Below are 24983 nucleotides of genomic sequence, written 5' to 3'. Positions count from 1 at the left end.
CTGTCCGCGCTACTTGCGCGGGCCCGTTGTCGACTTGGGTTCGGTGCCCTCGGCCCGGACGGTGCTGTTGCCCTTCTTCTTGGGGACGTGGCGGGGCACGACGTCCTGGGGGAAGGTGAGTTGCTGGTTCATCCACTTCAGGGCGGCGGGCATCTCCCGTACCCAGGTGGGGAAGTTGTGGCTGCCCGACTCGGGCAGGATCGACGCGACGCGCATGGGTGCCTTGACGGCCTTGATGAAGGCGAGGGTCTGCGGGTAGCCGCGCTCGCCGTGCTTGCTGTCGGCGACCAGGACGGAGACCTGGGGTACGGGCAGGTGCTTCAGCCGCCACATCAGGTCGTGTCCGTTGACCCGGTTGACGCGGCCGAGACCGCTGCCGAAGAGGTTGCCGGTGGTGGGGTCGTCCTTGATCCGGTAGTCGGGCGAGAGCGCGGCGGCCGTCGTGTACACGTGCGGGTTGCGCATCGTCAGTTGCAGGGCGCAGGTGCCGCCGGAGGAGTAACCCATGACGCCCCAGGCGCCGGCGTCGTGGCCGATCCGGTAGACGGACTTGAGGGCCTGGGGAAGGTCCTTGGCGAGGAAGGTCTCGGTCTGCGGTCCGCCCGGGACGTTCACGCACTCGGTGTCGCGCGGCGGGGCGATGGTCGGCCGGATCATCACCATGATGGTCGGCTGCATCTGCCCGCTCTTCTGCAGTTGCCCGGCGGTCTGCGACACCCGCAGGTACTGCGCGAGGTTGAAGATGCTGCCCGGGTAGCCGCTGAGCGCGACGACCACGGGGAAGCGCTGGCGCGCGTACGCCTTCTGGAAGTACTGCGGCGGCAGGTAGACGAACGCCGGGTCGACCACTCCCGTACGGCGGCCGATGACCTTGACGGACTCCACCCGTCCGTTCACCGCGGGATCGCCGGTGGGCAGTCCGCTGACCCGGTTCAACTGCTCGCTGCCGGCGGGCTGCACCAGCGCCCCCTTCACGGAGACGCCGCCGATCGTGCCGTTGTGGTCGGCCGCCTGGGTCACGCCGACGGGGGCGGTGTCGACGTTGCCGAACAGCTCGCCCCACGATCCGAAGAACTGGTACGAGGAGTTCAGCCAGCACGCGAACGCCGCGATGATGGTGACCTGAGTCACTCCGATGGCCGTCAGCCGCCCGAGCACGTGCCGCACGCCCGGACTGGCGAGCCTCGGCCATACCCAGACCAGCAGCGCCACGCAGACGACGGCCACGGCCGCCATCACATAAACGGTAGTCTCGCTGGTCAAACCCATGCCACTCAGTCCCCGGTTTCCTTGCCTGTGCTGTTTCCTTCACACAGAAGGAGGGTTACGGACCCTTCCGCGTTCCTCAACGAGCACGAATAGGACAAAGAAGCGGGTCGGCGGGTGTTTCCACGGACGGCCCCCTCCCAGGTTTGGGGCGCCCGGCCGGTGATCGGTCCCGTGGTCCGTAAGACCGGCGTAAGGTCCGGCGGTGCTCCACGGCCCGGCCCGAACGGGTAGGTTTCGCAGCGGCCCGAAGCGGTCGACTCCGGGGAAGGGAACGGCATGGCGAAGGACGATTCCGCCGGCCTGCTGGCCGACCGGCTTGCCTCCGCCCGCCTGCAGTACTTCGTCGGCAGGCGGGACGAACTCGCCCTTTTCCGGCGGGCGTTGGCCGGCGAACCCGGCGCTCCGATGGTCATCGTGCTGCACGGCCCCGGCGGCATGGGCAAGAGCGCGCTGCTGCAGCGCTTCGCCGCGGAGGCGCGCGCCGCCGGCCGGCCGGTCGTCGGCGTCGACGCCCGTACCGTCGAGCTCTCCCCGGCGGCCTTCGAGGCGGCGACCGCCGAGGTCTTCGCCCAGGACAACGCTGTCCTGCTGGTCGACGACTTCGAGCGCTACCGGGACATGGAGGAGTGGATACGCGACCGCTTCCTGCCGCGGTTACCGGCAGGTGCCCTGGTCGTCGTCGCCGGACGGCACGCGCCCGACCCCCTCTGGAAGGCGGACCTCGCGTGGAGCGAGGTCCTCCAGGTCGTGCCCCTGCGGGAGTTGGGGCCGAAGGACGCGGCGGCGCTGCTCACCTCGCAGGGCGCCGACCCCGCGCTGCACGCCTCGCTGCTGCGGTTCGCCGCCGGCCATCCGCTCGCCCTGCGCCTGGTCGCGGAGGCCGCGACCCCCGACAACACCGCGACGGACGAGGTCTTCTGGGCCCCGCTGCGCACGGTCGTCGACCGGCTGCTGACCCATGCGGTCGGCAGACCGCCCTCCTCCGCGCACCGGCGGGCGCTGGAGGTGTGCGGCCATGTCGCCGACACCACCGAGGAGTTGCTGCGCGTGGCGCTCCCGGACGAGGACGCCACCGAACTCTTCGCCTGGCTACGGCAGTTGTCGTTCATGAAGTCGAGCCCCTTCGGGGTGTGCCCGTACGACGTCGTCCGTGACGCCCTCGACAGCGACTTCCGCTGGCGCGATCCGGAGCGGTACAAGGCCATGCACCGCAGGGTCCGCCGGTATCTGGTGGAGCGGGTGCGCGACGCTCCGGAGAAGGAAGCCCTGCGGGCCGCCCGCGAGTTCAACCACATCGTCTCCCGGGCGCAGTGGCTGCGGGAGTTCCAGGGCGACCGCGACGAGTCCGCCGTCCACGAGCAGCCGATGCGGCCGGAGGACGCCCCCGCGCTGATCGAGCTGACCCGCAGGGTCGAGGGCGAGCACAACGCCCGTACGGTCGCCTACTGGTTGCGGCGCCAGCCCGAGGCGTTCCACGTCCACCGGTGCTGCGACACAGGTCAACTGCGGGGATTCATGGCCTGGTTGAGGATCGACGGGCTCGACGACGAGACTCGGGCGGCCGACCCCGTGGTGACGGAGGCGTGGGAGCTGGTCTCCGCGATGACGCCCCCGCGCCAGGGCGAACACCTCGGTGTGGCGCGGTTCATGGTGCACGAGGAGAACCATCACCGCCCCTCGCGGTCCTGGGATCTGGTGCGGATGCGGATCGTCTTCGAGCTGCTGCGCGCCAAGCACTGCGCCTGGTCCTGTTTCGTCAGCGCCGAACCGAAGTTCTGGGCGCCGCTGATGACGTACATGGGCATGTTCCAGCCGCCCCGCCGGGCCGTCCACGCCGATCGCGGGTACGGCCTGTTCTGCCACGACTGGCGGGCGGCGCGGGTGACGGAGTGGGCCGAGGGGATCGACGCGCGGCTGCTCGGCGGGGCACCGGCCGTGGCGGTGGGGAAGCCCGAGTCCCGTGGCACACCGCTGAGTCGGGAGGAGTCGGACGCCGCGGTGCGGGAGGCGCTGCGCGGCTGGCTCGACCCCGGCGGGCTCACCGACAACCCGCTGTTGCGCAGTCGGCTGGTGGAGGAGCTCAGCGAGGGCGACCCGGTGACCGCGCTGCGCGAGCTGATCGGCAAGGCCGTACAGCGGCTGAACGTCCATCCCCGCACCCGGCATCTGCACGACGTGCTGACGCTTACCTACCACTCGACGTCGACGCAGGACGCGGTGGCACGAAAGCTCAACATGGCGTTCAGCACCTACCGCAGGCATCTGGCCCGCGCCCTGGACGAGGTGCGCGAGACGGTGTGGGACTGGGAGGTGCACGGCCGGATCAGAGCGGAGCAGGAGCCGGCCCAAGGGAGTTGAGGGGGCCTTTCGGGCGGGCGCACGGCAGTGACCCCCGAGGGAGCCACCGCCGTCACCGCTCGCCGGGTTACTCGGCGGGCTTGTAGAACGCGTACGTCGCGGTGTACTGGACGCTGACCTGGTCCGTGCTGGTGCCGGTGCAGGCCGTGGTGGGGGCGACGCCGCCGCTCGTGGCCAGGCGCTGGACGTAGGAGACGCCGCCGAAGACCCCGGTGCCACGGGTGGCCGTGGCCTTCACCAGCAGCTCGGGGATGGTGCCCGTCTTGGGCGAGTTGGCGATCGCGGAGCCGTTGACGGCGCTGCCGTCGACCGTGGACACCCACACCGGGCCACGCGAGTGGAGGGCGAGGGGGCGGTGCGTGCGGTCGTTCTTGGCCCACAGGGTGGCGGCGGGCTCCAGCAGCGTCCAGGCGCTGTTGGTGCAGGTGTAGGTCTGGACGCCGGCGGCGGAGAAGACGCCGGTGAGCTTGTTGCCGTCGGGGACCTTCAGCGCGTCGGGCACGGTGACACCGAGGCGGAGGGGCGGCTGCGGGGTGGCGGCCTGACCGACGGTCGCGCTCACGAGCGTGCCGGCGGCCACGGCGGTGACGGCCGCGGTGGTGAGGATGAGACGTTTGGCGATCTTCATCGGTGGGTCTCCAGAGCAATTTCTGAACATGGTCGCGATGCCTGCGACGAGGTCGCGGGTATCCGGACTTCCGGGCCGAATCAGATGATCTTCGGCCCCGCTGACGCAATGTACGGCGGGACAATCACGGCCGGGTTGCCAACTTCTGATCGACTTGTGGCCAGCACTGCTCACCCGTGCCGGGTATTGCCGCCCCGGTTTCCGTTGTCCGGCGCGGCGGGCGCCGGTCTCCTCTACGGAAGCTCCGCCGGCCGCGTCGCCGCGCGGCGGAGATGTGGGAACGGACAGGAGTGTGGAGAGATGCCTCGTAGACAGGCCGCCCTGATCGCCGCGGCGGTCCTCACCTGCCTCGCGGTGGTGACCGGCGTACTGCTGGCCCGCGCGGGGACAGGGCCCGCGTCGGGAGGTCGTATCGTCGCGGACCCGTCGGCCACGCACGGGACGGCGACCGCCGACTCCCCCTCCCTCCCCCGCCCTTCGTCGACGACGTCGCCGTCACCGCGGACCACGTCCTCGACCTCGCCTACTCCCGCCGCGCGAAAGTCGCCCCGCGTCAGTGCCTCGCCGTCCCGCGCGGCCGGGCAGCCCAAGACCGTGGCCGTGGGCGGCAAGCGGACCGTCACTCTCGTCAACCGGCTGGACCAGACGATCTGGCCCGCTATCGCGGCGGACCCCAAGCACCCTGTGGAGGCCACGGGTTGGGTGCTGAAGCCCGGGGCCAGCCTGAGCTTCGCCGTCCCCGACCACTGGGACGTCCGGGTGTGGGCGCGCACCGGCTGCTCCTTCGACGCGGCCGGCGACGGCCACTGCACGACCGGGGACTGCGGCCGTTTCCAGTGCGGTTCGACATGGGGCGAATTCCCTTCCACGCTGGCCGAGTTCAACCTGAACGCCTGGAACGGCATGGACTTCTACGACGTCAGCCTGGTCGAGGGCAACAACCTGCCGATGTGGATCAACAGTTACGGCGGCTCGTCCACCGACGAGATCGACGCAAACGGGTGCTCCGCCGCCGGATGCACCCGTGACGCCAACGCGACCTGCCCCACCGCGTTGCAGCGCGTCAGGGGCGGTCGGGTCGTCGCGTGCCTGAGCGCCTGCCTGGTGTTCAAGACGGACAGGACCTGCTGCACGGGCGCCTACGCGGCCCGCCCCCAGTGCGTCCCCTCGTCCTGGCCCGTCGACTCGGCGGCCGTGTTCAAGAAGGCCGAGCCCTTCGCGTACTCCTACGTCAACGACGACGCGACCAGCGTGCTCACCTGCTCGGGAGAGTGCGGTTACCGCATCACCTGGGGCGTGAGTCCCTGACTCCGTGCGGGCCGGGCCGGATCAGTCCGCGGACCGGAAGGCCCGGCCCGCCGCGGTCGTCGTCGTACCGTCCGTGAAGAGCCCGCTGCTCGGCTTCGCCGGGTCCGCGCCCAGCCCGAACCACGCGTAGCGCTGCACGTAGGACAGCCCGTCGAGCGCCTTGGTGGACGCGGTGACGAAGTCGGCCTGCTGTTGCGCGGACGGGAAGCGGGTGCCCTGGGAGAAGTCGATCAGCGCGTACTCGGTGAGCCAGATCGGCTTGTGGTAGCGCGCGTACACGGCGGCCAGGTACGACTTCAACTGGTCCACGGCCTGCGAGGTGCGGAAGTCGCCGCCGTACCAGTGCAGGGTGATGAAGTCGACGCGGTAGCCCTTCGTCTTGGCCCCGGACATGAAGCGGTCCAGCCAGCCGCCCGCCGTGTCACCGCCGTAGGCGACCGCGGGGCTGCCCAGGATCTTGCCCGCCGCCATGAGCCGGGGCCACAGCTCCAGCGCCTGCTCGACCGTCATGTTCGACTGCTGCGCCATGTCCGGTTCGTTGAACCCCAGCAGATACGGGCCGTACGACCGGGCCTGGGCGAGCGAGGAGTCGGTGACGGACTTCGCGCCCCAGATCATGGGCACGAAGGAGCCCGAGGAGGGCGTCGTGATGCCGGAGTGCTGGGTGGACCAGGTGTAGTACCAGCTCGCCCCACTCGCGGCGAGCGCCTGGCTCACCCCGCCGAACGACCACACCCCGACACCCTTCTTGGCACCGGAGGCGATGTGCGCGGGGGCGGCCGCGGTGTGCGTCGAGGGCGAGGGACTCGGCTTGGCCTTCGGTGAAGGGGACGCGCTGGGAGTCGCCGAGGGCGAGGGCGTGGGGCTCGGCGTGACGCTGACCACCGGAGCGGGTGACGCCGACGCCACCGCCGTCGTAGCGGAGGAACCCCCCGTCAGCCGGGGGGCGACCAGCGCGGCCACCACGACGACGGCGACCGCCGCCGAACCACCCACGACCTGCTTGCCGCCGATACGGCCGGACCGGCGCCCATGCCCGTGCCGCCGACGCGTTCCACCGTGCCCTGAGAGAGGGGTGGTTGTGGCGGCGTCCAGCAGATGGGACACGTCGAACCGGGCCGGCACCGCCACCAGTGGCAGCCCGCTGAGCAGCCGGTCCATCGGGAGCAGGCCCTCGTCCAGTCCCCGGCACACCCCGCAGCCACGGATGTGCCGGGCAAACCGCTTGCGCCACAAGGCACTTGGCGTGCCGTCCCACGTCGAGGCCGTCTCGTCCAACTCCGCGCAGCGCGGCGCGGCGACCAGCGCCCGCACCACGATCCGCGAGACCTCCATCTGCTTCTTCATGCGCTGCACGCGGACGGAGGCGTGCCGGTCGGAGAGCCCCAACGCACCGGCGAGTTCGGCCCGTTCGAGTTCGCCGGTCTCCTCCAGCCACCACAGGGACAGCAGTTCCTGGTCGTCCGGATCGAGCCAGCGCGTGGCCTCGACGACCTCACGGCGCTGCTCGGTCAGCCCCAGCCGCAGGATGGTCAGTCCGGCGAAGTCGAGCGCGGGGTCGGTGATCGCCTCCGCGTCCTCCAGGTGCGCCCTGCGGTCCCGGTCGGCGGCCCGTAGCTGCTCGCGGTCCCGCACCTGCCTGATCGTGATGGCCACCAGCCAGGACCGGAACGCGGCGGGATCCCGCAGCTTCGGCAGCCCCCGCACCATGCGCAACAGCGTCTCCTGTACGACGTCATCGACGTCGGCGTGACCGTTCAGGGCCCGGCCGACGATGTTGTAGACCAGCGGCAGGCACTGCGTCAGCAGGTGATCCAGGGCCTGCCGGTCGCCCGCGCACGCGGCCGTCACCACGCCCGCGTCGGGGCCACTCCTGGGCTTCTTGCGCATCTGGGTTCGTTCCTCCGCGTGTGGTCCGGCCGTGGCATCTCTCTGGTTCGGAGACCGCCGACGCGCGCAGGGACTACAGAAAACAGGACGACAAAAGAAATCAGCCGGTCGCGTCCGAATTTATGTTGTCGAGCCGCCGCCGAAAAGGTCACCGATAGGCAGGACCGCATCTGGACCGCATCCGCAGAGCATCAGGAAGGCGCGAGGACGATGGCACGAGGACGCAGAAGACTCGGCGCGAGCGCGCGAGGACACCGCCGACGCTGGTGGTACGTCGCGGCGGCCGCCCTCGCGACGGCCGCCACCGTGCTGATCGCCTACAGCGTGTGGACGCCGTCCGGAACGGGCGGCACGCGCACGACGGCCCACCAGGACACGGCCGCGCGCCCGGCCGTGTCCCGCAGCACCTCGCCCTCCCCTTCGACGGGCAACAGCGCCTCGGCCTCCCCTTCGCCTTCGGCCTCCCCCTCCCCCAAGGCCACCGCGTCGAGGAAGAGCACGCCCAAACCGACCGCCAAGGCGGACGCACCGGCACCGGACCGGCCCTCGACGGCTCCCGCCGGCAAGCGCCTGATCACGGTCGTCAACCGCACCCCGAAGACGGTCTGGGCGATCGTCACCAACACCGCGATCTATCCGAAGGGCCGCGAACTCGCCCCGGGCCAGAGCCTGTCGGTGACCGTCGCGAACAACTGGGGCGGCCGGATCTGGGGCCGGACGGGATGCGCCTCGACGGCCGCCGGACACTGTGCGACCGGCGACTGCACCAGCGTGTGCGAGGGCGCCAACCCGCCCACCACACTGGGTGAGTTCACGTTCGACGCGTACGCGGGGATGGACTTCTACGACGTGAGCATGGTCGACGGTTCGAACCTGCCGATGTGGATCAACATCTCGCACACCGCGACCACCGACCCGGTCAGCTCCACCGGCTGCTACAAGGGCGTCTGCACCTCGGACGTGAACTGCCCCACCGCGATGCGGGCCACCTCGGGCGGCCAGGTCGTCGGCTGCAAGCCGCCCTGCGCGGCGTTCGGCGGTGACACGTACTGCTGTCGCGGCGCCTGGGCCGGCCGCGAGAACTGCGTCCCCGCGAAGTGGCCGGTCGACTACACCCAGGTCTTCAAGCGGGCGGCCCCCTATGCCTATGCGTACGCCTTCGACGACGGGGCGACGATGCCGTGCAAGGGGGCCTGCTACTACAGGATCACCTTCGGGACGACCGGCTCATAGGGCCAACTCAAGGGCCCGGCCGGCGGGTTCAGCTCGTCGCCTTCTCGCCGGTCGGGCCCACCGCGAACCAAGTGCCGCCGACGCCCTGGCCGTTGAGGTCGCCCGGCTTGCTGTCGCCGGAGAAGCGGTAGACGGGCCAGCCGCCGACGGTGATCTGGACCTGCCCGTCCGTGCGGCGGATGGCCCCGACCTCCTTCGGGTTCACACCCGCGAGGTAGACGTTGCCGCCCTCCTCGATGGTCACGGGCGGCCACTTCACCGCGCAGTCGTCGTTGCAGTTCGACTGGGACGGGGACGCGGTGTCCTTGTCGAAGCGGTACAGCGCCGCCTGGTTGATGTTGATCAGGTGCGGTGAGGAGAGCGAGGACGAGGTGACCGCCGACAACTGCACCCACTTGGGCGGCGCTTCCTGCACCACCGCCCCGACCACGGTCCCGCCGGTGCCGGTGAGGCCGGCGTCCTTCGCCGTCGAATCGACCACCTGGAGCGCCGAGTTGCCCCCGCCCTGACCCGAAGTCGCGGCCGAGGGGGAGGCGGAGGGCGATGCCGGAGCGGCCGACGACGCGGGGGACGAGGCGGCGGGGGCCGAAGTGTCGCCGATGGAGATCGTCTTGCCGCAGGCCGAGAGGCTCGCCACACCGGTCAGGGCGAGAAGGGATGCGACAACGGCACGGCGCGCGGTGCTCTTCGAGGACGGCGGGCGGGTCTGGAGCGGGGTCATGTGGACAACACGAGACAGCCCCCGGCAAAGGTTCAACGGCGGTGAACGTTTCGGGCCGCCGACCTCGTGTTCAGGGCAGACATCAATCCGTACCGCACAGAAACGGGGGCCCTCCGTGGCGTCGGACGTCAACATCCCCGGGAGTGAACTCAAGGAGGCCCAGGACATGTTGGGCTTCGTGCACGACTTCATCGACATCGGACACAACACGTTCGACTTCGACGCGGCCTTCGGGCCCGAGCTCTCCCGTGGCTCCGCCCAGAACTTCGAGAACAAGTGGGACGACGGCAAGGGCCAGTTGCAGAAACAGGTGCTGGGCATCAAGGACGCCATCGGCAGCATCCTGGACTCCTTCGAGAAGACCGACCAGGACGCGGTGTCCAACCTCGACAGCGGGAGCGGCAAGTGAGCACGGCACAGCGTTTCCTGCTGGACATCCCGGACTCCTGGGAGCAGGTCGACCTGAGCGGCGAGGAGCTGGCCAGGACCCGTGCGCAGGCACTGGCCTCGACCGACGACCCCCGCGAGAAGGCCCGGATCAACGACATGTTCCGGCAGGGCCGGGAGGTGACGAGGGCGGCCCGCCGCTACGGGGCGCTGCTGGCCGCGGGCACCGCGACGATGTACACCGAGGGCCTCTTCATGGCGTACGGCATGGTCTTCGCCGTCAGCACCCCCAAGGGTGAGGAGCTCACCCTCCCCGTGCTGTCCGCGCGGCTCGGTGTCTCCTCGGCGAACGGGGTGGCGCCCAAGGACCGGGTCATCACGTCGGCGAAGGTGCCCCACGTGGGCACGGTGGCCCGCGTCACCGGCACCGAGGTGACCCGGCTGACCGGGGACATCGACGTCAAGCTGCTGACGATGCACACCATGATGCCGGTGCCCGGCAGCACGGAGGACTTCCTGGTGGTGACCCTCGCCAGCCCCAACCTGCCGCTGAAGAACGAGGTGTACGACCTCTTCGACGCCATCACCTGCACCTTCCGCTTCGTGACGGACGACGGTGTCCAGGTCTCCCCGGACGGCGCCGGGACCGCGGGGAGCGAGGGCGTCGCCGCCTGAGCCGCATGCCGTACGGCATGCCGAAGGGCGGCCGGACCACGTCGGTCCGGCCGCCCTTCGCTGTCCCGCGGGAGAGGCCCAGTACCCCCGCGGGGCAGAAGGAGGTGCACCCCGAAGGGGGGACTTCGAGGTGCACCTCCGGCTCTTAGAGCTCCGGTTCCAGCAGCGGCACCTGGACCGAGCGCAGTGTGCCGTCGCCGAGGTGCAGCAGGCCCCGGCCCGGCTGCGGGACCTGGCCGACGACACCCCGGGTCAGCTTCACGCCGATGACCTCGCCGTCGCTGAGGCCCTGCGGGGAGAGCAGCATGCCGGTGCGGTTGCGCTTCACCTGGCCCATCCAGCCGGCCAGGCTCAGCGCCAGGGACTCCGCGTTGCCGGCCGCGAGGACGCCCCAGCCGGTGCCCGCGCCGCCGCGGGCGAGCAGCGCGAGGTCGGAGTCGATCTCGGCGCCCATGAACAGTTCGGCGTCGTCCACGACGATCACGCCGTACTCCTCGGGCACGCTGCCCAGCGTCTGCCGGAACTCGCCGGCCGTCACCTCGGCGTCGGTGATGAGGGCGGCCACGCCGGGCCGTCCCAGCAGGTGCCGCAGCGGTGAGCGGCGCGGCGCCAGCACGATGAGGCCGGCGCCCGCGGCGAGCAGGGACTCCGCCGCGACGAGCAGGGCGGTGCTGCGGCCGGTGCGCGGCGGTCCCGCGATCACGAAGGTCGGTACGTCCGACAGGTCGGGGCCGAGCGAGGTGAGGACGTCGCCGCCCACGGCCACCAGCGGGCGCATCGGCCCGCCGCGGGTGTGCAGGGCGACAGCCTCCTCGTACGTCACCCGGTCGGGAAGCACGTCGAGGCGGATCGGGCGGCGCGCGGCGGGGACCGAGGACTCGCGCTCGGTGAGGTCCCGGCCAAGGGCGAGCAGGATGTCGGCCTGTGCGGTGCCGGACAAGTCCTCGCCCAGTACCGCGAGTTGTACCTCGCTCAGGTCCTGGGTGCGGATGCCGCGCCCGGGTGCCGGGTCGGTCGGCGCGGACTTGGTGGGGATGCCGACGCTGGAGTAGTCCTGGCGGTCGTTGAGCCTGAGGACGATCTTGTCCTCGGTGGTGCCGGAGAACCGGCTGCTGCCGAGCACCCGGTCACCGGCCAGGACGACATGGATGCCGACGCCCGCGCCGTCGCGCAGCAGGCGGATCATGCGTTCCATGTAGCTGCCGTTGTCGTACGAGGCGAACTCGCGCTCGAAGACCTCGAACCGGTCGACCATCAGCACGATGTGGGCGAGCCGTTCCTCCGGCGGCTGGGCCGTGCGCAGTTCGGCCAGGTCGGCGGTTCCCCGCGCGCCCAAGATGCTCTGGCGTGCGGTGAGTTCGGCGCCCAGCCGGTCGAGGAGACGGCCCAGGCGCTCGATCTGGTTGCGGTCGACGACCGCGCCGCAGTGCGGCAGCGCGGTCAGGGCGTTGAGCGCGCCGTTGCCGCAGTCGATGCCGTACAGGTGGACGTCGTCGGCGCCGTGGGCCTGGCCGAGGGCGGCGGCCAGGGTGCGCAGGGTCTGGGAGCGGCCGCTGCGGGGCGAGCCGACGATGTGCAGATGGCCGGCCCGGTCGAGGTCGAGGACCAGCGCGGTGCGGGTCTGCTGTGCGGGCAGGTCGACCATGCCGTACTCGACGGCCGGCAGGGCCGCCTCGCGCTCGAGGGTGGGCTTGGGCGAGGGCGGTGGCGTCCAGGGGAGCAGGGCGGGCAGGGGCGGCAGCCAGGGGCTCGGCTGACGCGGTACGTCCGCGAGCCGGGCCGCCTGGGCGATGGCTCCGGTGAGGACGGCGAGGTCGGTGACAGCCTCGGTCTGCGCCGCCGTGGAGCCGCCGCGTGAGCGCGAACTCGGGAGCGGGCCGCCGAGGTTCTGCCAGGTCACCGGTTCCGCGCGGACGGTCACCTCGGTTCCTTCGGCGGGCTGACCGCCGGGCCTACGGCCACCGACGCGGCCGGACTGGAAGGGCAGCAGGGCGGAGGGGCCGAGCCGGGCGTAGGCGCGGCCGGGGTTGGCCGGGGAGATCTCACCGGAGTCGGGCGCGTCGATGATGTCGCGGCTCTCGGAGGTGTCGGTGGTGCGCAGCGCGATGCGCAGATTGGTGTTGGCGCGGATGTCCGGGGTGACCGCGCCGCCGGGGCGCTGGGTGGCGAGCACCATGTGGATGCCGAGCGACCGGCCGCGCTGTGCGATGTTGACCAACCCCGAGATGAAGTCGGGCAGTTCGCGCACCATGGACGCGAACTCGTCGACGACCAGGAGGAGTCGGGGCAGCGGGGGCAGGACGTTGCCGCCGCGCGAGCGCTTGTCGAGGTAGTCCTCGATGTCCTTGGCGCCCGCCTGCGCCAACTGGGTCTCCCTGCGCCGTAGTTCGGCGCCGAGGGAGACCAACGCCCGTTCCACCAGCCGGGTGTCGAGGTCGGTGACCAGGCCGACGGTGTGCGGCAGGTCGGCGCACTCGGCGAAGGCGCTGCCGCCCTTGTAGTCGACGAGCACGAAGGTCATCTCGTCGGGCCGGTTGACCACCGAGAGGGTGGCCACGAGGGTCTGCAGCAGCTCGGACTTGCCGGAGCCGGTGGTGCCGGCGATCAGGGCGTGCGGGCCGTCGCGCACCAGGTCGACGGCGAACTCACCGTCGTAGCCGGTCCCGAGGACGGCCCGGGTGCTGCGGCCGCCCAGCGACCAGCCGGCCACCACGGCCTCGGCGGTGGGCGGTTCGACCTTCAGCAGGTCCAACAGGCGTACGGCGCCGGGCAGTGCGCTCTCGTCGCTGTCGCCGACGCCGCGCAGCGGGGCCAGCGCGCGGGCGAAGTGCTCGTACCAGTCGGACTCGGGCGAGTCGCTGCGGACGTTCTCCAGCGCGGCGCCGGAACCGGTGCGGACCCGGGAGGTGGTGGCGCCCGCCTCGGTGACGACGACGGCGCCGCACTCCTCGGGCAGGAGCCGCTCCTCGCGGTCGATGCAGATGGTGTGGACGCCGACGGACGGGCCGTCGCGCAGCAGCGCGATCACACCCGGCAACGAGCGGGCGCGGCGGGCCTGTTCGAGGACGACGAGGACGTCGGGGTAGCCGTTGACTCCGCCCCGGGTGAGGTCGGGTCCGGCCGCGACCCGGGAGGCGACGAGCTGGCCGAGTTCGCCGATGCGCCGGGCCAGAGACTCGGCGGTGGAGCCGATCAGGGCGTACGCGTCCTCGCCCTGCGCCTGGGTGTGGGGCAGCCAGCGGATCCAGGACCAGTCGCGCTCGCCGTCGGGTCCGGCGAGGACGACGAGGCGCAGGTCGGTGGGGCTGTGCAGGGCGGCGGCCTGGGCGGCCAGCCAGCCGGCCAGCCGGGTCGCGCCCGGTCCGGCGACGCCCGCGACACCCGCCCTGCGCAGCGCCACGCTGACGGGCACCTGGTTCAGCGTCGGCACGGTGGAGCGCCGGTGCTCGTCCTGGTCGGGGTCGTCGACGCTGATGGACGAGGGCAGGTCGGCGGTGCCGACGCGGACGGAGAGGAAGTCGGGGTCCTGCCAACGCCGTTCCCACAGCCGCTCCGAGGGCTGGACCGCCATCTGGAGGAGTGTGGCCGGATCGGGCAGCGAGAGGCGCAGGTTGTGCTGTTCGCCGAGTACGGCGGCGTCGGCGTCGGCGCGCACGCGGGCCAGTGTCTGCTCGTACTCCTCTTTCTTCTCCAGGTACTTGAGCATCGCCTGCTTGCGGCCGCCGAACTGGGTGATCAGCGCGGCGATCGGGGAGAGCAGCGCGATGAAGACGAAGGACCAGCGGTGCGTGACGAAGATCGCGATCGCCGCGCTGGCCGCGGGCACCAGGAGGATCGGCAGCAGCGGGATGGGCCGCTTGTCGGGCCTGACCGGCGGGGTCGGCAGCCGGAACTTGGCGCCCGCGGCGGGTGGCAGGAACCTCGGCGGCCGGTTGAACTCCAGGCCGAGACCGTCCTGCGCCGGGGTCAGCGGGGCACGGGCCGTCCGCTGCGAGGTCAGCTCCAACAGGATGTCGCCGACGGCGAGTTGGCTGCCCTCCCGCCACGGGGACGGTGACGGCGTGGGCTTGCCGTCGAGCAACGCCCCGTCGGTCATGAGGAGTTCGGCGCTGCCGTCGAGCCGGACCCGGACCCGGGCCGCGAGGCTCGGCGTGCCCTGGGCGAGGCGGACGCGGCAGACCGGGCCGCTGCCGATGTCGTAGTCGCCCGGGACGAGCCGGAAGACGGTGCCGGCGCCCGGTCCGGAGACCACCCGGACCTCGGTGCGGCCCTCGGGCTCGGGCTCCCGGGGCACGGGAGCGCCGAGTCCGAGGTCCATGCCGTCGCGCACACCGGCCGCCGAGAGGGTGGCGTGCGGTTCGACGGGCGTCGGGCCGATGTAGAGGGGCGGCTCCCCCGCCGCCACCCCCGCGTACCCGACGGCGCGTGCCAGCTCGGCTGCCAACCGGCCCGCCTGCGCGGAGGGTTCGGTTTCCACGGCGACGGTGGTGGACACCCCCTCGACCTGCGGATCACGAACGCTGACGGTCAATCGCACTGCTCATCATCCTTCTGGTGTGGAGGTACGGCACCGCCCGCCGTGGCGACGGGCCGGTGGGTCAGCCGAGGTTGGAGCCGAGCTGGTTGTCGGTCTGGTCGAAGGCCTCGCCGACGGCCTTCACGTACTGGCCGATGCCCTGCAGGCCCTGGTTGACCTGGTCGAAGCCCTTGGCGAACTCGTCGAAGAACGGCGAGAACTTCTGCTGGGCGGCCGGCGTGCTGTAGCCGTCGGCGAGCAGGGTGGAGATCTTGCCCTTGACCTCGTTGAGCTTGTCCTGGAGCTGGGAGAAGTCGTTGAGGAGCGCCTGCGAAGTGGACGCGGTGGTGTCCGAGTTGACGGCGTAATTGGGCATGGGAGTACTCCTTGCTGGTTGTTGGTGCGGTCCGCCCCTTCGGGGGCGGAGGTCTGGGTGCGGCGAACGCCTAGTTGCCGTTGCCGCTGTCGGCGCCGTCCGTGGGGCTCGTCGGCGCGGTGACGAACCCGTCGGACGGCGTGGGGCTGGTCGGCGCGGTGGCGAATCCGTCGGAGGGTGACGCGGTGCCGGTACCGGCGTTCGACTGCGCGTCGGAGGTGTTGATCGGCGGAACGGCGGGCCGCCCCGTGGTGGTGGGCGAGGGCGGCAGCGGCACATTGGCCGGATCCACCGGGGTCGCCGGTGCCGGACGGGTGGGCGAATCCGGCAACGGGACACTCGCGGGATCCACCGGGGCCGGCCGCGCCGGCGGCGGCGGCACCGGGCGGGTGGGCGAGGGCGGCAACGGCACGTCGGCGGGATCCACCGGAGGCCGCGGGGGTACGACGGGAGCCGGCGGCGGAGGCGGGGGCGCGGGCGCGTTCGGTATGTCGGGCGTCGGCCGGACGCTGCCCTTGATCGGGATCTTGTCGGTGACGCCGTCGACCACGCGGCCGAGGCCCGCCGTGCCGACCGGCCCGACGGCCAGCTTCGACGCGGAGTTGGCGATCTCACCGGCCGCCACCTCGTTGAGGTCGCCGCCCTGGGCGACGCCGACGCCGATCTTCGTGCCGAGGGTGGCGCCTTCCTCGACGAAGTTGCCGACCTGGTCGGCCGCCCGCTTGCCCACGGTGTCCGCGGCGGCGGGTTCCGTCGTGTCGCCGAACCGGCCGCCCTTGCCCTCCTCCACGTCGGGGTTCCCGCGCCGCTTGCCGATCGCGCCGATGCCTCCCTTGAAGGCGACGCCGGCCACGGCACCGGCGGCGGCCCCGGCGAAGACGCCCGCGGCCGTGATCTTGTCGCCGTTGGCCGCCTTCCCTGCCGCTTCCAGCGCCGAGTTGGTCAGGAACTTGCCGGTGACCTCCGTGGCCACCTTGCCGATCGGGTTGGCGAGGACACCGCTGACGATCTTGCTGTTGGTGAGGGACTCACCGACCTTGGTGATCGTCCCGGCGGTCTTGGTGATGAACCCGGAGCTCTTCACGGCGGCCACGGCGGCCGGAGCGATCGCCTGGACGGCCTTGCCGCCGAGCTTCAGCAGGGCGCCGCCGGGGACGATCCCGATCAGGCCGAGGACGAAGTCGCCGGCTTTGATACCCCCGGTCTGACTCGCGACGACTTGGTTGAACAGGAACAGCGCCCCGCCGAGCAGCGCGCCGACCACCGGGAAGAACACCGCCACGACGGCGACGAGGGCGGCCAGCAGGATCTGGACGAACGGGAAGTCCTTGAAGAAGTCGGCGATCTTCTGGAAGATGTTCCGCTCCGGAATGGCCTCCTGCGCCGCCCGGTCCAGCACGTCCGCACACTGCCGCTGCGCGCTCTCCCGCATCGTCCTGGCCTGGTCGGCCAGGCTTCTGGCCGCACCCAGTTGGGCCTGGCCGGCGTCGATGGCGTCCTGGGTGCTGCGCGCCGCCGACTTCTCCGCGTCGGTCGGGTCGGCGCCGAGCTCCTTGGGCGTCTGGTTCGCCTGCGGTGCGGCGGACTGCGCCTGGTCCACGGCCCGGTCGAAGGTGTCCTGGGCCTCGCGCAGCCGCGGCATGTAGTCGCTGTAGGCCTGGGCGGCGTCGTGGTAGGAGGTCACGGTCTTGGTCAGCTTGTCCGGGAGATCGTCGCCGATCTTGTCCTTCAGCGCGTCCATCGCCGAACCGCGGCCCTGCGAGATCGAGCCGTCCTTCTTCAGGACGTTCAGCGCCTTCTCCGCGGCGTCGCCGATGTCGCGGTAGCGCTGCATCACGCCCTGGATCAGGTCGGGGTCGCCGGGTGTCGGGTCCGAGTCCATGCCGACGAGCTGGAAGTCCTCGGGCCTCGAGTGCCGACGTGCCATGCGATCCCCCGGTGCGCTGCCTGTGACGTGTGTTCGCCAGGTACACGGGGTCGGTGTCGTGAAAGGTTCAACCGACTTCGCGTCGCACGTGCTCGCCAAGTTCCGAAAGGTTCAGGCGACTTCGCATCGAACGTTCTCGCCGGTCGGCTCCGTGTAGTCGGTGCAACGGAACCTCGGAGGGCATGGGTGGACACGATGAGCAACGGCGCGGGCACGAGGCCCGAGCACAGGCCGGCGACCGACAGGGCGCACCGCCTGCCACTGACGCTCCTGCACGCCGTGGCGGCGCTGCTGGCGGCGTGTCTCATGGCGCTCGGCGGCGCCGCCTCCGCGAGCGCGGCGCCCGCCGCGGACGACCTGATCAAGGTGTTCGTGGTCCCGGACCCGGCGCAGACCGGCGGGCAGCTCGCCACCCTCCAGTCGATCGCCACGGCCACCCTGGGCGACGCCTCGCGGGCCGGTGAGATCCTCGCCCTCAACCGCGGTCAGGCGCAGAAGGACGGCGGGGCGCTGAACAGCGCGGGCGACCAACTGCACCCCGGCTGGATCCTGCGCCTGCCGCAGGACGCCTCGGGGCCCGACGTCCAACTGGCCCGGGACACCGGGAGCCAGAACTCCCCTTCCGCCGCCCCGAGTTCGGGACAGCAGTCGGCCGCGCCGAGCACCGGGAACTCCGCGGCGTTCACGTTCCCGCTGGCCGCCGCTGTCGCGCTGCTCGGCGCGATCCTGCTCGCCCTGATCACCGCGGGCATCGTGGGCCGGCGCAAGGTGCGCTCCGCGTACGCCGCCGTCCTGCGCGCCGTGTGGAGGCTGGGCGAGCCGATGCGGCGCAGCCGCCGACTGGCGCTGCGCCGGGCGACGGGCCGCCGGTTCGCGACCGACGCGGATTCGGTACGCCGTGCCTACGGCGTCCTGGGTGAGTTCGGGCCCGGCCGGCAGCAGCCCGAGCGGCCGGTGCACGCGCTGCGCGTCGACGGCTCCGGCGTGACGGTGTGGCTGACGGCCTCCGACACGGTCGACGCTCCGTGGACGAACGTCGACAGCACGCGCTGGCGCCGCCCCGCGGCGGCCGCCGCGGGCTGGCTGAGCCCCGGCGAGGACGGCGGCCCGGCCTCGCAGGAGTCGATCGCCGCGGCCTGTCTCGTCCGGGCGGGCACGGACGCCGACGGTGAGCCCGTGTTCGTGGACCTCAGCCGCCTGGACGGTGTCCTCAGCGTGAGCGGTGACCATGCCGTGGCCCGGGACGTCGTACAGAACCTCCTCGCGGAGATCGCGCGCACCCGGCCGGACACTCCGGTGACCGTGCTGCGCGGGGCGGACAGCGCGCTGCCGCTCGCCGTGCCGACGGAGCTGCGGCAGCTTCCCCGGGTCGACGCCGCCGCTCCGGTGGCGCCCGACGCGGGGCGCGGGACGGTGCGCGCGGGCGCGGCACGCCGTCCGGTGCGGGGTCTGGTCGTGGTGGCCGGCACGCCGGGCGAGCGGGAGGCCGCCGAACTGGCCGCCCTGTGCGGGCCGGGCGGCGCGGGCTGGACCGGCCTGGTCTACGGCGAGGCGAACGGCGCGCACTGGCGCTGGCACACCGACGCCGACGGCCACGTCGACCTCCCGGTCCTCGATGTCCGGCTCACCGTTCCGGCGTGAGCCCCCGGCCGGCCTCGGTGCGCAGGATGTTCAGGGCGTAATGGCGGCGGGACTTGACGGTGCCCGCGGGTATCCCGAGGATGCTCGCGGTCTCCTGCACCGTCCGGCCGCACAGATACGTGTGCAGCAGGACCTCCCGGTGCTCGTGGGACAGCCGCCGCAGCAGGCCGGTCGCCTCCACCGAGGCCAGCACGGCGCCGGAGTGGTCGGGCAGGGACACGTCCCGGTCCTCGGCGCCGATGGTCTCGTGGCGGGCGACGGCACTGCGCATCCGGTCGACGACGAGGTTGCGGGTGACCGTGAGGAGCCAGCCGCGTACCGAGCCCTCGGTGCTGTAGAGGCGTTCGGCGTGCGGCCAGGCGCGGATGAGGGTCTCCTGGACGATGTCCTCCGCCAGGTGACGGTCGTTCAGCAGCTTGTCGGCGTAGGCGAGCAGTGCCTTCGCGTGGTCGGACATCATGGTGCGCAGCAGTTGGTTGCGGTGCGCGGCCGTGGGGAGGTCCGCGGAAGTCGTGGGGGTCATGTTCCAGTCCTGAAGGGGAATGCCGTACGCGCCTCCGGCTCCGGGTGGAGCGGAGCGGGGAGCGTAGGCAGGGCCCGCTTTCGGGACGCTGACGATTTACTGTCGCGGGGGCCGATCGGGGTCGGTGAGGTCCGTCAGCCGCCGACGGACCTGTTCGGCGTCCGGGTGGCCGATCTCGTCGAGGATGCCGAGTGCTTCACGCCAGGCGAGCGCGGCCCGGGTGTCCTGGTGGGCCGCGCGATGGGTGTCGCCGATGTGCACCAGGGTGTCGGCCTCCAGATAGCGGTCGCGGATCTCCCGGTACAGGCTCAGCGCCTGCTCGTAGCACTCCAACGCCCGGTCGTGGTCGCGCAGATGGTGATGGGCGTAGCCGAGGCTGTCCAGGGCGGCGGCCTCGCCGTTGCGGTCGCCCGTCTCCCGGTGGGCCGAGACCGCGTGGCCGCACTCGGTCAGGGCGTCCTCGTACTTGCCCATCAGGATGTACGTCCAGCCGACCTCGTTGGCGATGCCGGCCTCGTCGTTGCGCCGCCCGGCCGCACGGCACAGGGCGCTCGCCTCGGCGTAGTGGTCGAGGGCGTCCTCGTGCCGGCCACGCCCGTTGGCCAGGAAGGCGCGCCTGCGGAGGGTCCTGCTCCGGCCGGCCAGGTCGCCGATCTCACCGAACAGCTCCAGGGCGCGCGACAGATGCGCGTCGGCCTCGTCCGGCCGCTCCAGACGACCGCTGACGAACCCGAGCGCGAGGTGGGCGAAGGCCTGGCCGGGTATGTCGCCCAGGCGCTGGGCCGCCTCAACGGCCGTTGTCTGCGCGTCGAGTTGCTCGGGCCAGCGGCCGCCCCGGTCCAGATGCAGTTCCAGGACGGAGGCCAACTGCCAACTGTGCTCGCCGCCGCCGTGCCGGGCGTCCTGCTCGATCGCGGCGAGCAGGACGGAGCGGTTGGCCTCCAGCCACGCGGCCGCCGCCGCCCGGTCGGGCAGTCGCGGGACGGTCACCCCGGCCGCGTGGGGCCGCAGTTGGACGCGGTCCCGGGTGGGCATCAGCAGGCTGTCGGCCGCGTGCGCGCTGTGCAGGTAGTGGTCGAGCATACGGCGCCGGGCCGTGTCCAGCTCCTGCGCGGTGTCCTGGGTCCGGCCCAGCTCGGCGGCGTAGGCGCGCAGCAGTTCATGACAGCCGTAACGGCCGGGCAGCGGTTCGGAGATCAGGTGTGCCCGGGCCAACTCGGCCATGACCGGCCGGACTTGGCCGACCCGCAGTCCGACGAGGCTCGCGGCGGCGGCGAGCGAGCAGTCGGGTCCCGGGTGCAGGGCGAACAGGCGGAACACCCGGGCGGCGGCGGGACTGAGGAGTTGGTACGACCAGGAGAACGCGCTGCGGGCGTCCGCGGCGGGGGCCTCTCCGGCGAAGGCGTCGAGACTGTCCTCGCTGTCGGAGAGTTCGGCGGCGATGGACGCGAGCGGAAAGGCCGGGTACACGACGGCGCGGGCGCTGACGACGGCCAGCGCCAGGGGGAGCCGGCCGCACAGGGTGATGATCTCCGCGACGGCGTCGGGTTCGTTCTCGATCCGTTCGGCGCCCAGCCGGCGGGACAGGAACTCGCGCGCCTCCGTCTCGGTGAGCACGTCCAGCGTCAGCGAGTGCGCGCCCTCGCCGGCCACCAGGCCGTAGAGCTGGTTGCGGCTGGTGACGACGACCAGGCAGCCGGGGGCGCCGGGCAGCAGGGGGCGGACGTGCTCGGTGTCCCGGGCGTTGTCCAGCACGATGAGGACGCGCCGGTCGGCGAGGAGGCTGCGGTACAGCGCGGCCTGTGCGTCGAGGCCCGCGGGGATGCGCTGCCCGGGGACGCCGAACGCGTCGAGGAAGGACCGGATGGCCTCGGCCGCGCTCATGATCGAACCGCTGGGATGGAAGCCGCGCAGATTGACGTAGAGCTGCCCGTCGGGGAACCGGTCGGCGACGCTGTGCGCCCAGTGCACCGCCAGGGTCGTCTTGCCGACGCCGGCCATGCCGCCGATGGCGCTGATCACCACCGTCGAGGCGGGGGCGTCGGAGGCGAGCAACAGCTTCTGGACGTGGGCGAGTTCACTGCGCCGGCCGGTGAAGGCGGGCAGATCCACGGGGAGTTGGGCGGGACGGATGGTGGCGACGGAGTCCGGCCGTGCCGCCCCGTCCGCGTCCTCTTCCGCTTCTTCGACAGGCCTTGCGTCTCCGGACGGTGTCGCGGCACGCAGGGCGCGGTCGTGCCCGAGGACCCGCTGCAGAGCGGCCTGCAGTTCGGGGCCCGGCTGTACGCCCAACTCGTCCGCGAGGCGGGTGCGTACGGTCCGGTGGACGTCCAGGGCCTCGGCCTGGTGCCCGGTGGCCGCGAGCACCAGGATCAGTCTGGCCTGGAGCCCTTCGTCCAACGGGTGTTGTGCGGCGGCCTGCCGAAGCGTCACCAACACCCGTGCGCCCAGGCCCGGTCCGGCTTCCAGGGCGAGTTCGGCGGCCTCCTTCACGGCGGCCAGGTGCTCGCCGTCGAGGGCGGCGAAGGCCGGGTGGGACCTCACCTCGGCCGCGATCCCGGAGGCCGCCGGCCCTCGCCACAGGGCCAGCGCCTCGATCAACAGCCCGGTGGCGGTGGGAGGCCGGCCGTCCTGCGCGGCCTGTCGGCGCAGGGCCCGGAAGCGCAGCAGGTCGAGATCGTCGGGGTCCACTTCGAGGCGGTAGCCGCCCGAGCCGCGCACCAGCCACCGTGACTCGCCGCCGGCCGGGAGATCGGGTTCGAGCAGCCGCCGCAGTGCTCCGACGTGCCGCTGGACCACGTTGACCGCGCTGTCCGGCGGTTCCTGTCCCCACAGGGCATCGACGATCTCGTGGACGGCGACCGGGTGCCCCGCCTCGGTCAGCAGCAGCGCGAGCAGAGCGCGCTGCTTGGGGGGTCCCAGCGCCAGTTCCGTGTCGCCGCGCCAGGCCCTGACCGGTCCGAGTACGGCGAAACGTGTACGCACCGAGCCCCCCGAGCCGACTGTGACGACCTGCGCGGCCGGCACCCCCGGCCCTCGGGGCGCACGGCCGCGAACGAGCATAGAGTCCACACGAACTCCGTGGCGAAGGGTTCCCCCGCCACGGAGCGTCTTCAGGCCTCGTCGGGCGTCAGCCGCAACGAGATCGAGTTGATGCAGTACCGCTGATCGGTCGGCGTCGCATACCCCTCACCCTCGAACACGTGCCCGAGGTGCGATCCGCACCGGGCGCAGCGCACCTCGGTGCGCACCATCCCGTGCGACCGGTCCGCGATCAGTTCGACCGCGTCGGTGTCCTTCGGGTCGTAGAAGCTCGGCCAGCCGCAGTGGGACTCGAACTTCTCGGTGGACGTGAAGAGTTCGGCACCACAGGCGCGGCAGGAGTAGACGCCCTTCGTCTTGGTGTCGGTGTACTCACCGACGAAGGCGGGCTCCGTGCCGGCCTGCCGCAGTACCGCGTACTCGGCCGGGTCCAGCTCCGCGCGCCATTCCTCGTCCGGCTTTTCGACGTCGTACGACATGCAGCTCAGCCCCTTACTTCGCGAGACGGTCCAGGATCCGCGGGCCGAGGTCTGTCACATCGCCCGCTCCCATGGTGAGAACCAGATCACCGGGCTTCGCCATTCCCGCGACGGCCTCGGGGACGGCCGCCTTGTCGTGGACCGGGGTCACGTCGGCGCCCGCCGCGCGCGCGGCCTCGATGATCAGGTCGCTGGTGACGCCCGGGATCGGGTCCTCGCGGGCCGGGTAGATGTCCAGGACCAGGGACGCGTCCGCGAGGGCCAGGGACTGGCCCATCTCCTTGCCGAGTTCCTGGGTGCGGGAGAAGAGGTGGGGCTGGAAGACGACCAGCAGCCGCGCGGAGGAGGCCGCCGCGCGCATCGCCTCCAGGTCGGCGGTCATCTCCGTGGGGTGGTGAGCATAGGAGTCGATCACCTGGACGCCGGCCGCCTCGCCCTTGAGCTGGAGGCGCCGCTTCACACCGGTGTACGCGGCCAGCGCGGGCGCCAGCTCCCCGGCGGGGATGCCGAGCGCGACGCCGGCGGCGAGGGCGGCGACCGCGTTGCTCGCGTAGTGGCGGCCGGGGACCGAGACGGCGAAGGTCAGTTCCTCGCCGCCCAGCAGGACGGTGACCTCGCTCTTCAGGCCCTGCGCGACCACGGAGAGGATGCGTACGTCGGCGTCCTCCGCCTCCCCGTACGTCACCGCCTTCACGGAGTCGGCCACGCGCCGGGTCAGCTCGCGCGCGCCCTCGTGGTCCGCCGAGATCACCAGGGTGCCGCCGGGCACGATCCGGTCGGCGAAGGCCTGGAAGGACTCGTAGATCTCTTCCATGGACGCGTAGTTGGCGTGGTGGTCGAGCTCCACGTTGAGGACGATCGCGACCTCGGGGGCGTACTTGTGGAAGCTGCGGTCGGATTCGTCCGCCTCGGCGACGAAGATCTCGCCCTCGCCGTGCAGCGCGTTCGAACCCGGGGCGTCCAGGTCGCCGCCGATCGCGTACGAGGGCCGCAGGCCCAGCTCGGTCAGGGACACCGCGAGCATCGATGTCGTGGTCGTCTTGCCGTGCGTACCGGCCACGGCGATCGGGCGCAGGCCGTCCATCAGGCGGGCCAGGGCGTCCGAACGGTGGACGACCGGGATGCCCAGCTCGGCCGCGCGGGCCAGCTCGGGGTTGTCCTGGCGGATCGCCGACGACACGACCACGCAGGTGGCGTCGTCGGCGAGGTGCTCCGCCGCGTGCCCGATGTGCACGGTGGCACCCAGGGCGCGCAGGGCGTCGGCGGTCGCGGAGTCCTTGGCGTCGCTGCCCGCGACCTTCGCCCCGCGCTGCGCGAGGATCTTGGCGATCCCCGACATCCCGGCCCCGCCGATGCCGATGAAGTGCGGTCGGTCCATGGCGGTGGGAAGGCCGGGTGCCATGTGTGTCTCCCTGTGCTGCGTACTCGTACGACTGGTTCGGCGGACGTTCAGCGGCAAGCCTATGCGGTGCCACCGACAATCACGGACACCCGTCGGCCGCCGCCCCTCGCCGCTACTCCTTGCTGTGCGAGAACAGCTTCAGCACCGGTACGCCGACCTTGTGACGGGCCCGCGAGGCCCAGTCCCGGTGGAAGAACTCCTCCACGTAGTGGGGGTCGGTCAGCACGATCACCTCGTCCGCGCCGATCTCGTCGACCAGGGTCTTCAGCGCGTCCAGCGGATGGTCCTCGATGAGCCGGCCCTCGGCCGCGCTGCCGGCCGCGTGCAGGGCCTCCAGGGACACCGACAGGGCCTGTGCGCCGAGTTCCGCCGCGTCCTTGCCCTCGGGGGTCTCCCGCTCGTGCGCCGCCTCGTCGAGTTCGCCGAGGGCGACGTCGTCGATGGCCCGCAGCAGGCGGTCCGCCTGGTCGCCGCGGGGCTGGAGCAACACGTGGAAGGAGACGGTCTCGTCACCGTGCAAGGTGGTGACGAACTCCACGTCGGCGGACGTAAGGGCCTTCTCGATCATCAGTACGCTTGTGAACACCAGGCGCCCTTTCTCCTTCGAG

At 71.9% G+C, this 24983-nt stretch carries 18 protein-coding genes; 6 read left to right on the top strand and 12 right to left on the bottom strand.

All coding sequences use genetic code 11. The features are described from left to right. Nucleotides 1-9: 9 nt before the first annotated feature. Entirely contained in the window at nucleotides 10-1269 is a 1260-nt protein-coding gene (locus OG223_RS39905; protein ID WP_329259716.1) for an alpha/beta hydrolase, read from the bottom strand. 276 nt (nucleotides 1270-1545) lie between these two features. Here OG223_RS39905 and OG223_RS39900 point away from each other — a divergent pair, with 276 nt between their 5' ends. Then, nucleotides 1546-3627, top strand: a complete 2082-nt coding sequence (locus tag OG223_RS39900; RefSeq protein WP_329259713.1) for an ATP-binding protein — start codon at nucleotides 1546-1548, stop codon at nucleotides 3625-3627. Between the two features lie 67 nt (nucleotides 3628-3694). Here the strand turns inward: OG223_RS39900 and OG223_RS39895 are convergent, their stop codons facing one another. Beyond that, complete coding sequence (locus tag OG223_RS39895; RefSeq protein WP_329259710.1) at nucleotides 3695-4255, bottom strand: DUF3455 domain-containing protein; 561 nt, start codon at nucleotides 4253-4255, stop codon at nucleotides 3695-3697. 300 nt (nucleotides 4256-4555) lie between these two features. On the opposite strand from OG223_RS39895, the gene OG223_RS39890 reads away from it, so the two are divergent. Then, on the top strand, nucleotides 4556-5563 hold the full coding sequence (locus OG223_RS39890) for a thaumatin family protein (RefSeq protein WP_329259707.1): 1008 nt from the start codon (nucleotides 4556-4558) through the stop codon (nucleotides 5561-5563). 21 nt (nucleotides 5564-5584) lie between these two features. Here OG223_RS39890 and OG223_RS39885 read toward each other — a convergent pair whose 3' ends face one another. Beyond that, nucleotides 5585-7453, bottom strand: coding sequence for a sigma-70 family RNA polymerase sigma factor (locus OG223_RS39885; RefSeq protein WP_329259704.1), 1869 nt, complete (start codon nucleotides 7451-7453; stop codon nucleotides 5585-5587). Nucleotides 7454-7663: 210 nt separating this feature from the next. Here OG223_RS39885 and OG223_RS39880 point away from each other — a divergent pair, with 210 nt between their 5' ends. Further along, nucleotides 7664-8686, top strand: coding sequence for a thaumatin family protein (locus OG223_RS39880; RefSeq protein WP_329259701.1), 1023 nt, complete (start codon nucleotides 7664-7666; stop codon nucleotides 8684-8686). Nucleotides 8687-8714: 28 nt separating this feature from the next. Here the strand turns inward: OG223_RS39880 and OG223_RS39875 are convergent, their stop codons facing one another. Next, nucleotides 8715-9407: a hypothetical protein gene (locus OG223_RS39875; protein ID WP_329259699.1), complete on the bottom strand. Its 693-nt coding sequence runs from the start codon at nucleotides 9405-9407 to the stop codon at nucleotides 8715-8717. 115 nt (nucleotides 9408-9522) lie between these two features. Between OG223_RS39875 and OG223_RS39870 the strand changes: the two genes are divergently transcribed. Both OG223_RS39870 and OG223_RS39865 read left to right on the top strand, forming a co-directional pair. Beyond that, the gene (locus tag OG223_RS39870; protein WP_329259697.1) at nucleotides 9523-9816 is read left to right on the top strand and encodes a hypothetical protein; all 294 of its coding nucleotides are present in this window, start codon (nucleotides 9523-9525) and stop codon (nucleotides 9814-9816) included. Further along, nucleotides 9813-10469 carry a hypothetical protein gene (locus OG223_RS39865; protein WP_329259694.1) on the top strand — a complete coding sequence of 219 codons (657 nt, stop codon included), beginning with the start codon at nucleotides 9813-9815 and terminating at the stop codon, nucleotides 10467-10469. The genes OG223_RS39870 and OG223_RS39865 overlap by 4 nt, the downstream gene beginning before the upstream one ends. Nucleotides 10470-10614: 145 nt before the next feature. Here OG223_RS39865 and OG223_RS39860 read toward each other — a convergent pair whose 3' ends face one another. From OG223_RS39860 to OG223_RS39850, 3 genes are all read right to left on the bottom strand, one after another. Then, nucleotides 10615-15000 carry an FtsK/SpoIIIE domain-containing protein gene (locus tag OG223_RS39860; RefSeq protein WP_443073863.1) on the bottom strand — a complete coding sequence of 1462 codons (4386 nt, stop codon included), beginning with the start codon at nucleotides 14998-15000 and terminating at the stop codon, nucleotides 10615-10617. A gap of 67 nt (nucleotides 15001-15067) precedes the next feature. Continuing rightward, nucleotides 15068-15361, bottom strand: a complete 294-nt coding sequence (locus OG223_RS39855) for a WXG100 family type VII secretion target (protein WP_019063359.1) — start codon at nucleotides 15359-15361, stop codon at nucleotides 15068-15070. 70 nt (nucleotides 15362-15431) lie between these two features. After that, nucleotides 15432-17288, bottom strand: coding sequence for a putative T7SS-secreted protein (locus OG223_RS39850; RefSeq protein ID WP_329259686.1), 1857 nt, complete (start codon nucleotides 17286-17288; stop codon nucleotides 15432-15434). A 186-nt stretch (nucleotides 17289-17474) separates the two neighbouring features. On the opposite strand from OG223_RS39850, the gene OG223_RS39845 reads away from it, so the two are divergent. Further along, a complete protein-coding gene (locus OG223_RS39845; RefSeq protein ID WP_329259683.1) occupies nucleotides 17475-18929 on the top strand; it encodes a hypothetical protein in 1455 nt (484 codons plus the stop codon). Here the strand turns inward: OG223_RS39845 and OG223_RS39840 are convergent. The 5 genes from OG223_RS39840 to OG223_RS39820 form a co-directional block, all read right to left on the bottom strand. After that, a complete protein-coding gene (locus tag OG223_RS39840; RefSeq protein WP_329259680.1) occupies nucleotides 18913-19452 on the bottom strand; it encodes a sigma-70 family RNA polymerase sigma factor in 540 nt (179 codons plus the stop codon). The two genes, OG223_RS39845 and OG223_RS39840, sit on opposite strands and share 17 nt — an antisense overlap. Nucleotides 19453-19548: 96 nt before the next feature. Then, nucleotides 19549-22437 carry an AfsR/SARP family transcriptional regulator gene (locus OG223_RS39835; protein WP_329259677.1) on the bottom strand — a complete coding sequence of 963 codons (2889 nt, stop codon included), beginning with the start codon at nucleotides 22435-22437 and terminating at the stop codon, nucleotides 19549-19551. Nucleotides 22438-22565: 128 nt separating this feature from the next. Further along, nucleotides 22566-22973, bottom strand: a complete 408-nt coding sequence (gene msrB / locus OG223_RS39830; protein WP_329259674.1) for a peptide-methionine (R)-S-oxide reductase MsrB — start codon at nucleotides 22971-22973, stop codon at nucleotides 22566-22568. A gap of 13 nt (nucleotides 22974-22986) precedes the next feature. Further along, nucleotides 22987-24375, bottom strand: coding sequence for a UDP-N-acetylmuramate--L-alanine ligase (murC, locus tag OG223_RS39825; RefSeq protein WP_329259671.1), 1389 nt, complete (start codon nucleotides 24373-24375; stop codon nucleotides 22987-22989). Between the two features lie 112 nt (nucleotides 24376-24487). Further along, complete coding sequence (locus OG223_RS39820; RefSeq protein WP_329259668.1) at nucleotides 24488-24961, bottom strand: indole-3-glycerol phosphate synthase; 474 nt, start codon at nucleotides 24959-24961, stop codon at nucleotides 24488-24490. Nucleotides 24962-24983: the final 22 nt, after the last annotated feature.

Origin of the sequence: Streptomyces sp. NBC_01478, from assembly GCF_036227225.1 — a bacterium.
Lineage (GTDB): Bacteria > Actinomycetota > Actinomycetes > Streptomycetales > Streptomycetaceae > Streptomyces.
The sequence above is the reverse complement of the archived record's forward strand: the minus strand, read 5'-3'. Positions and strand labels throughout refer to the sequence as shown.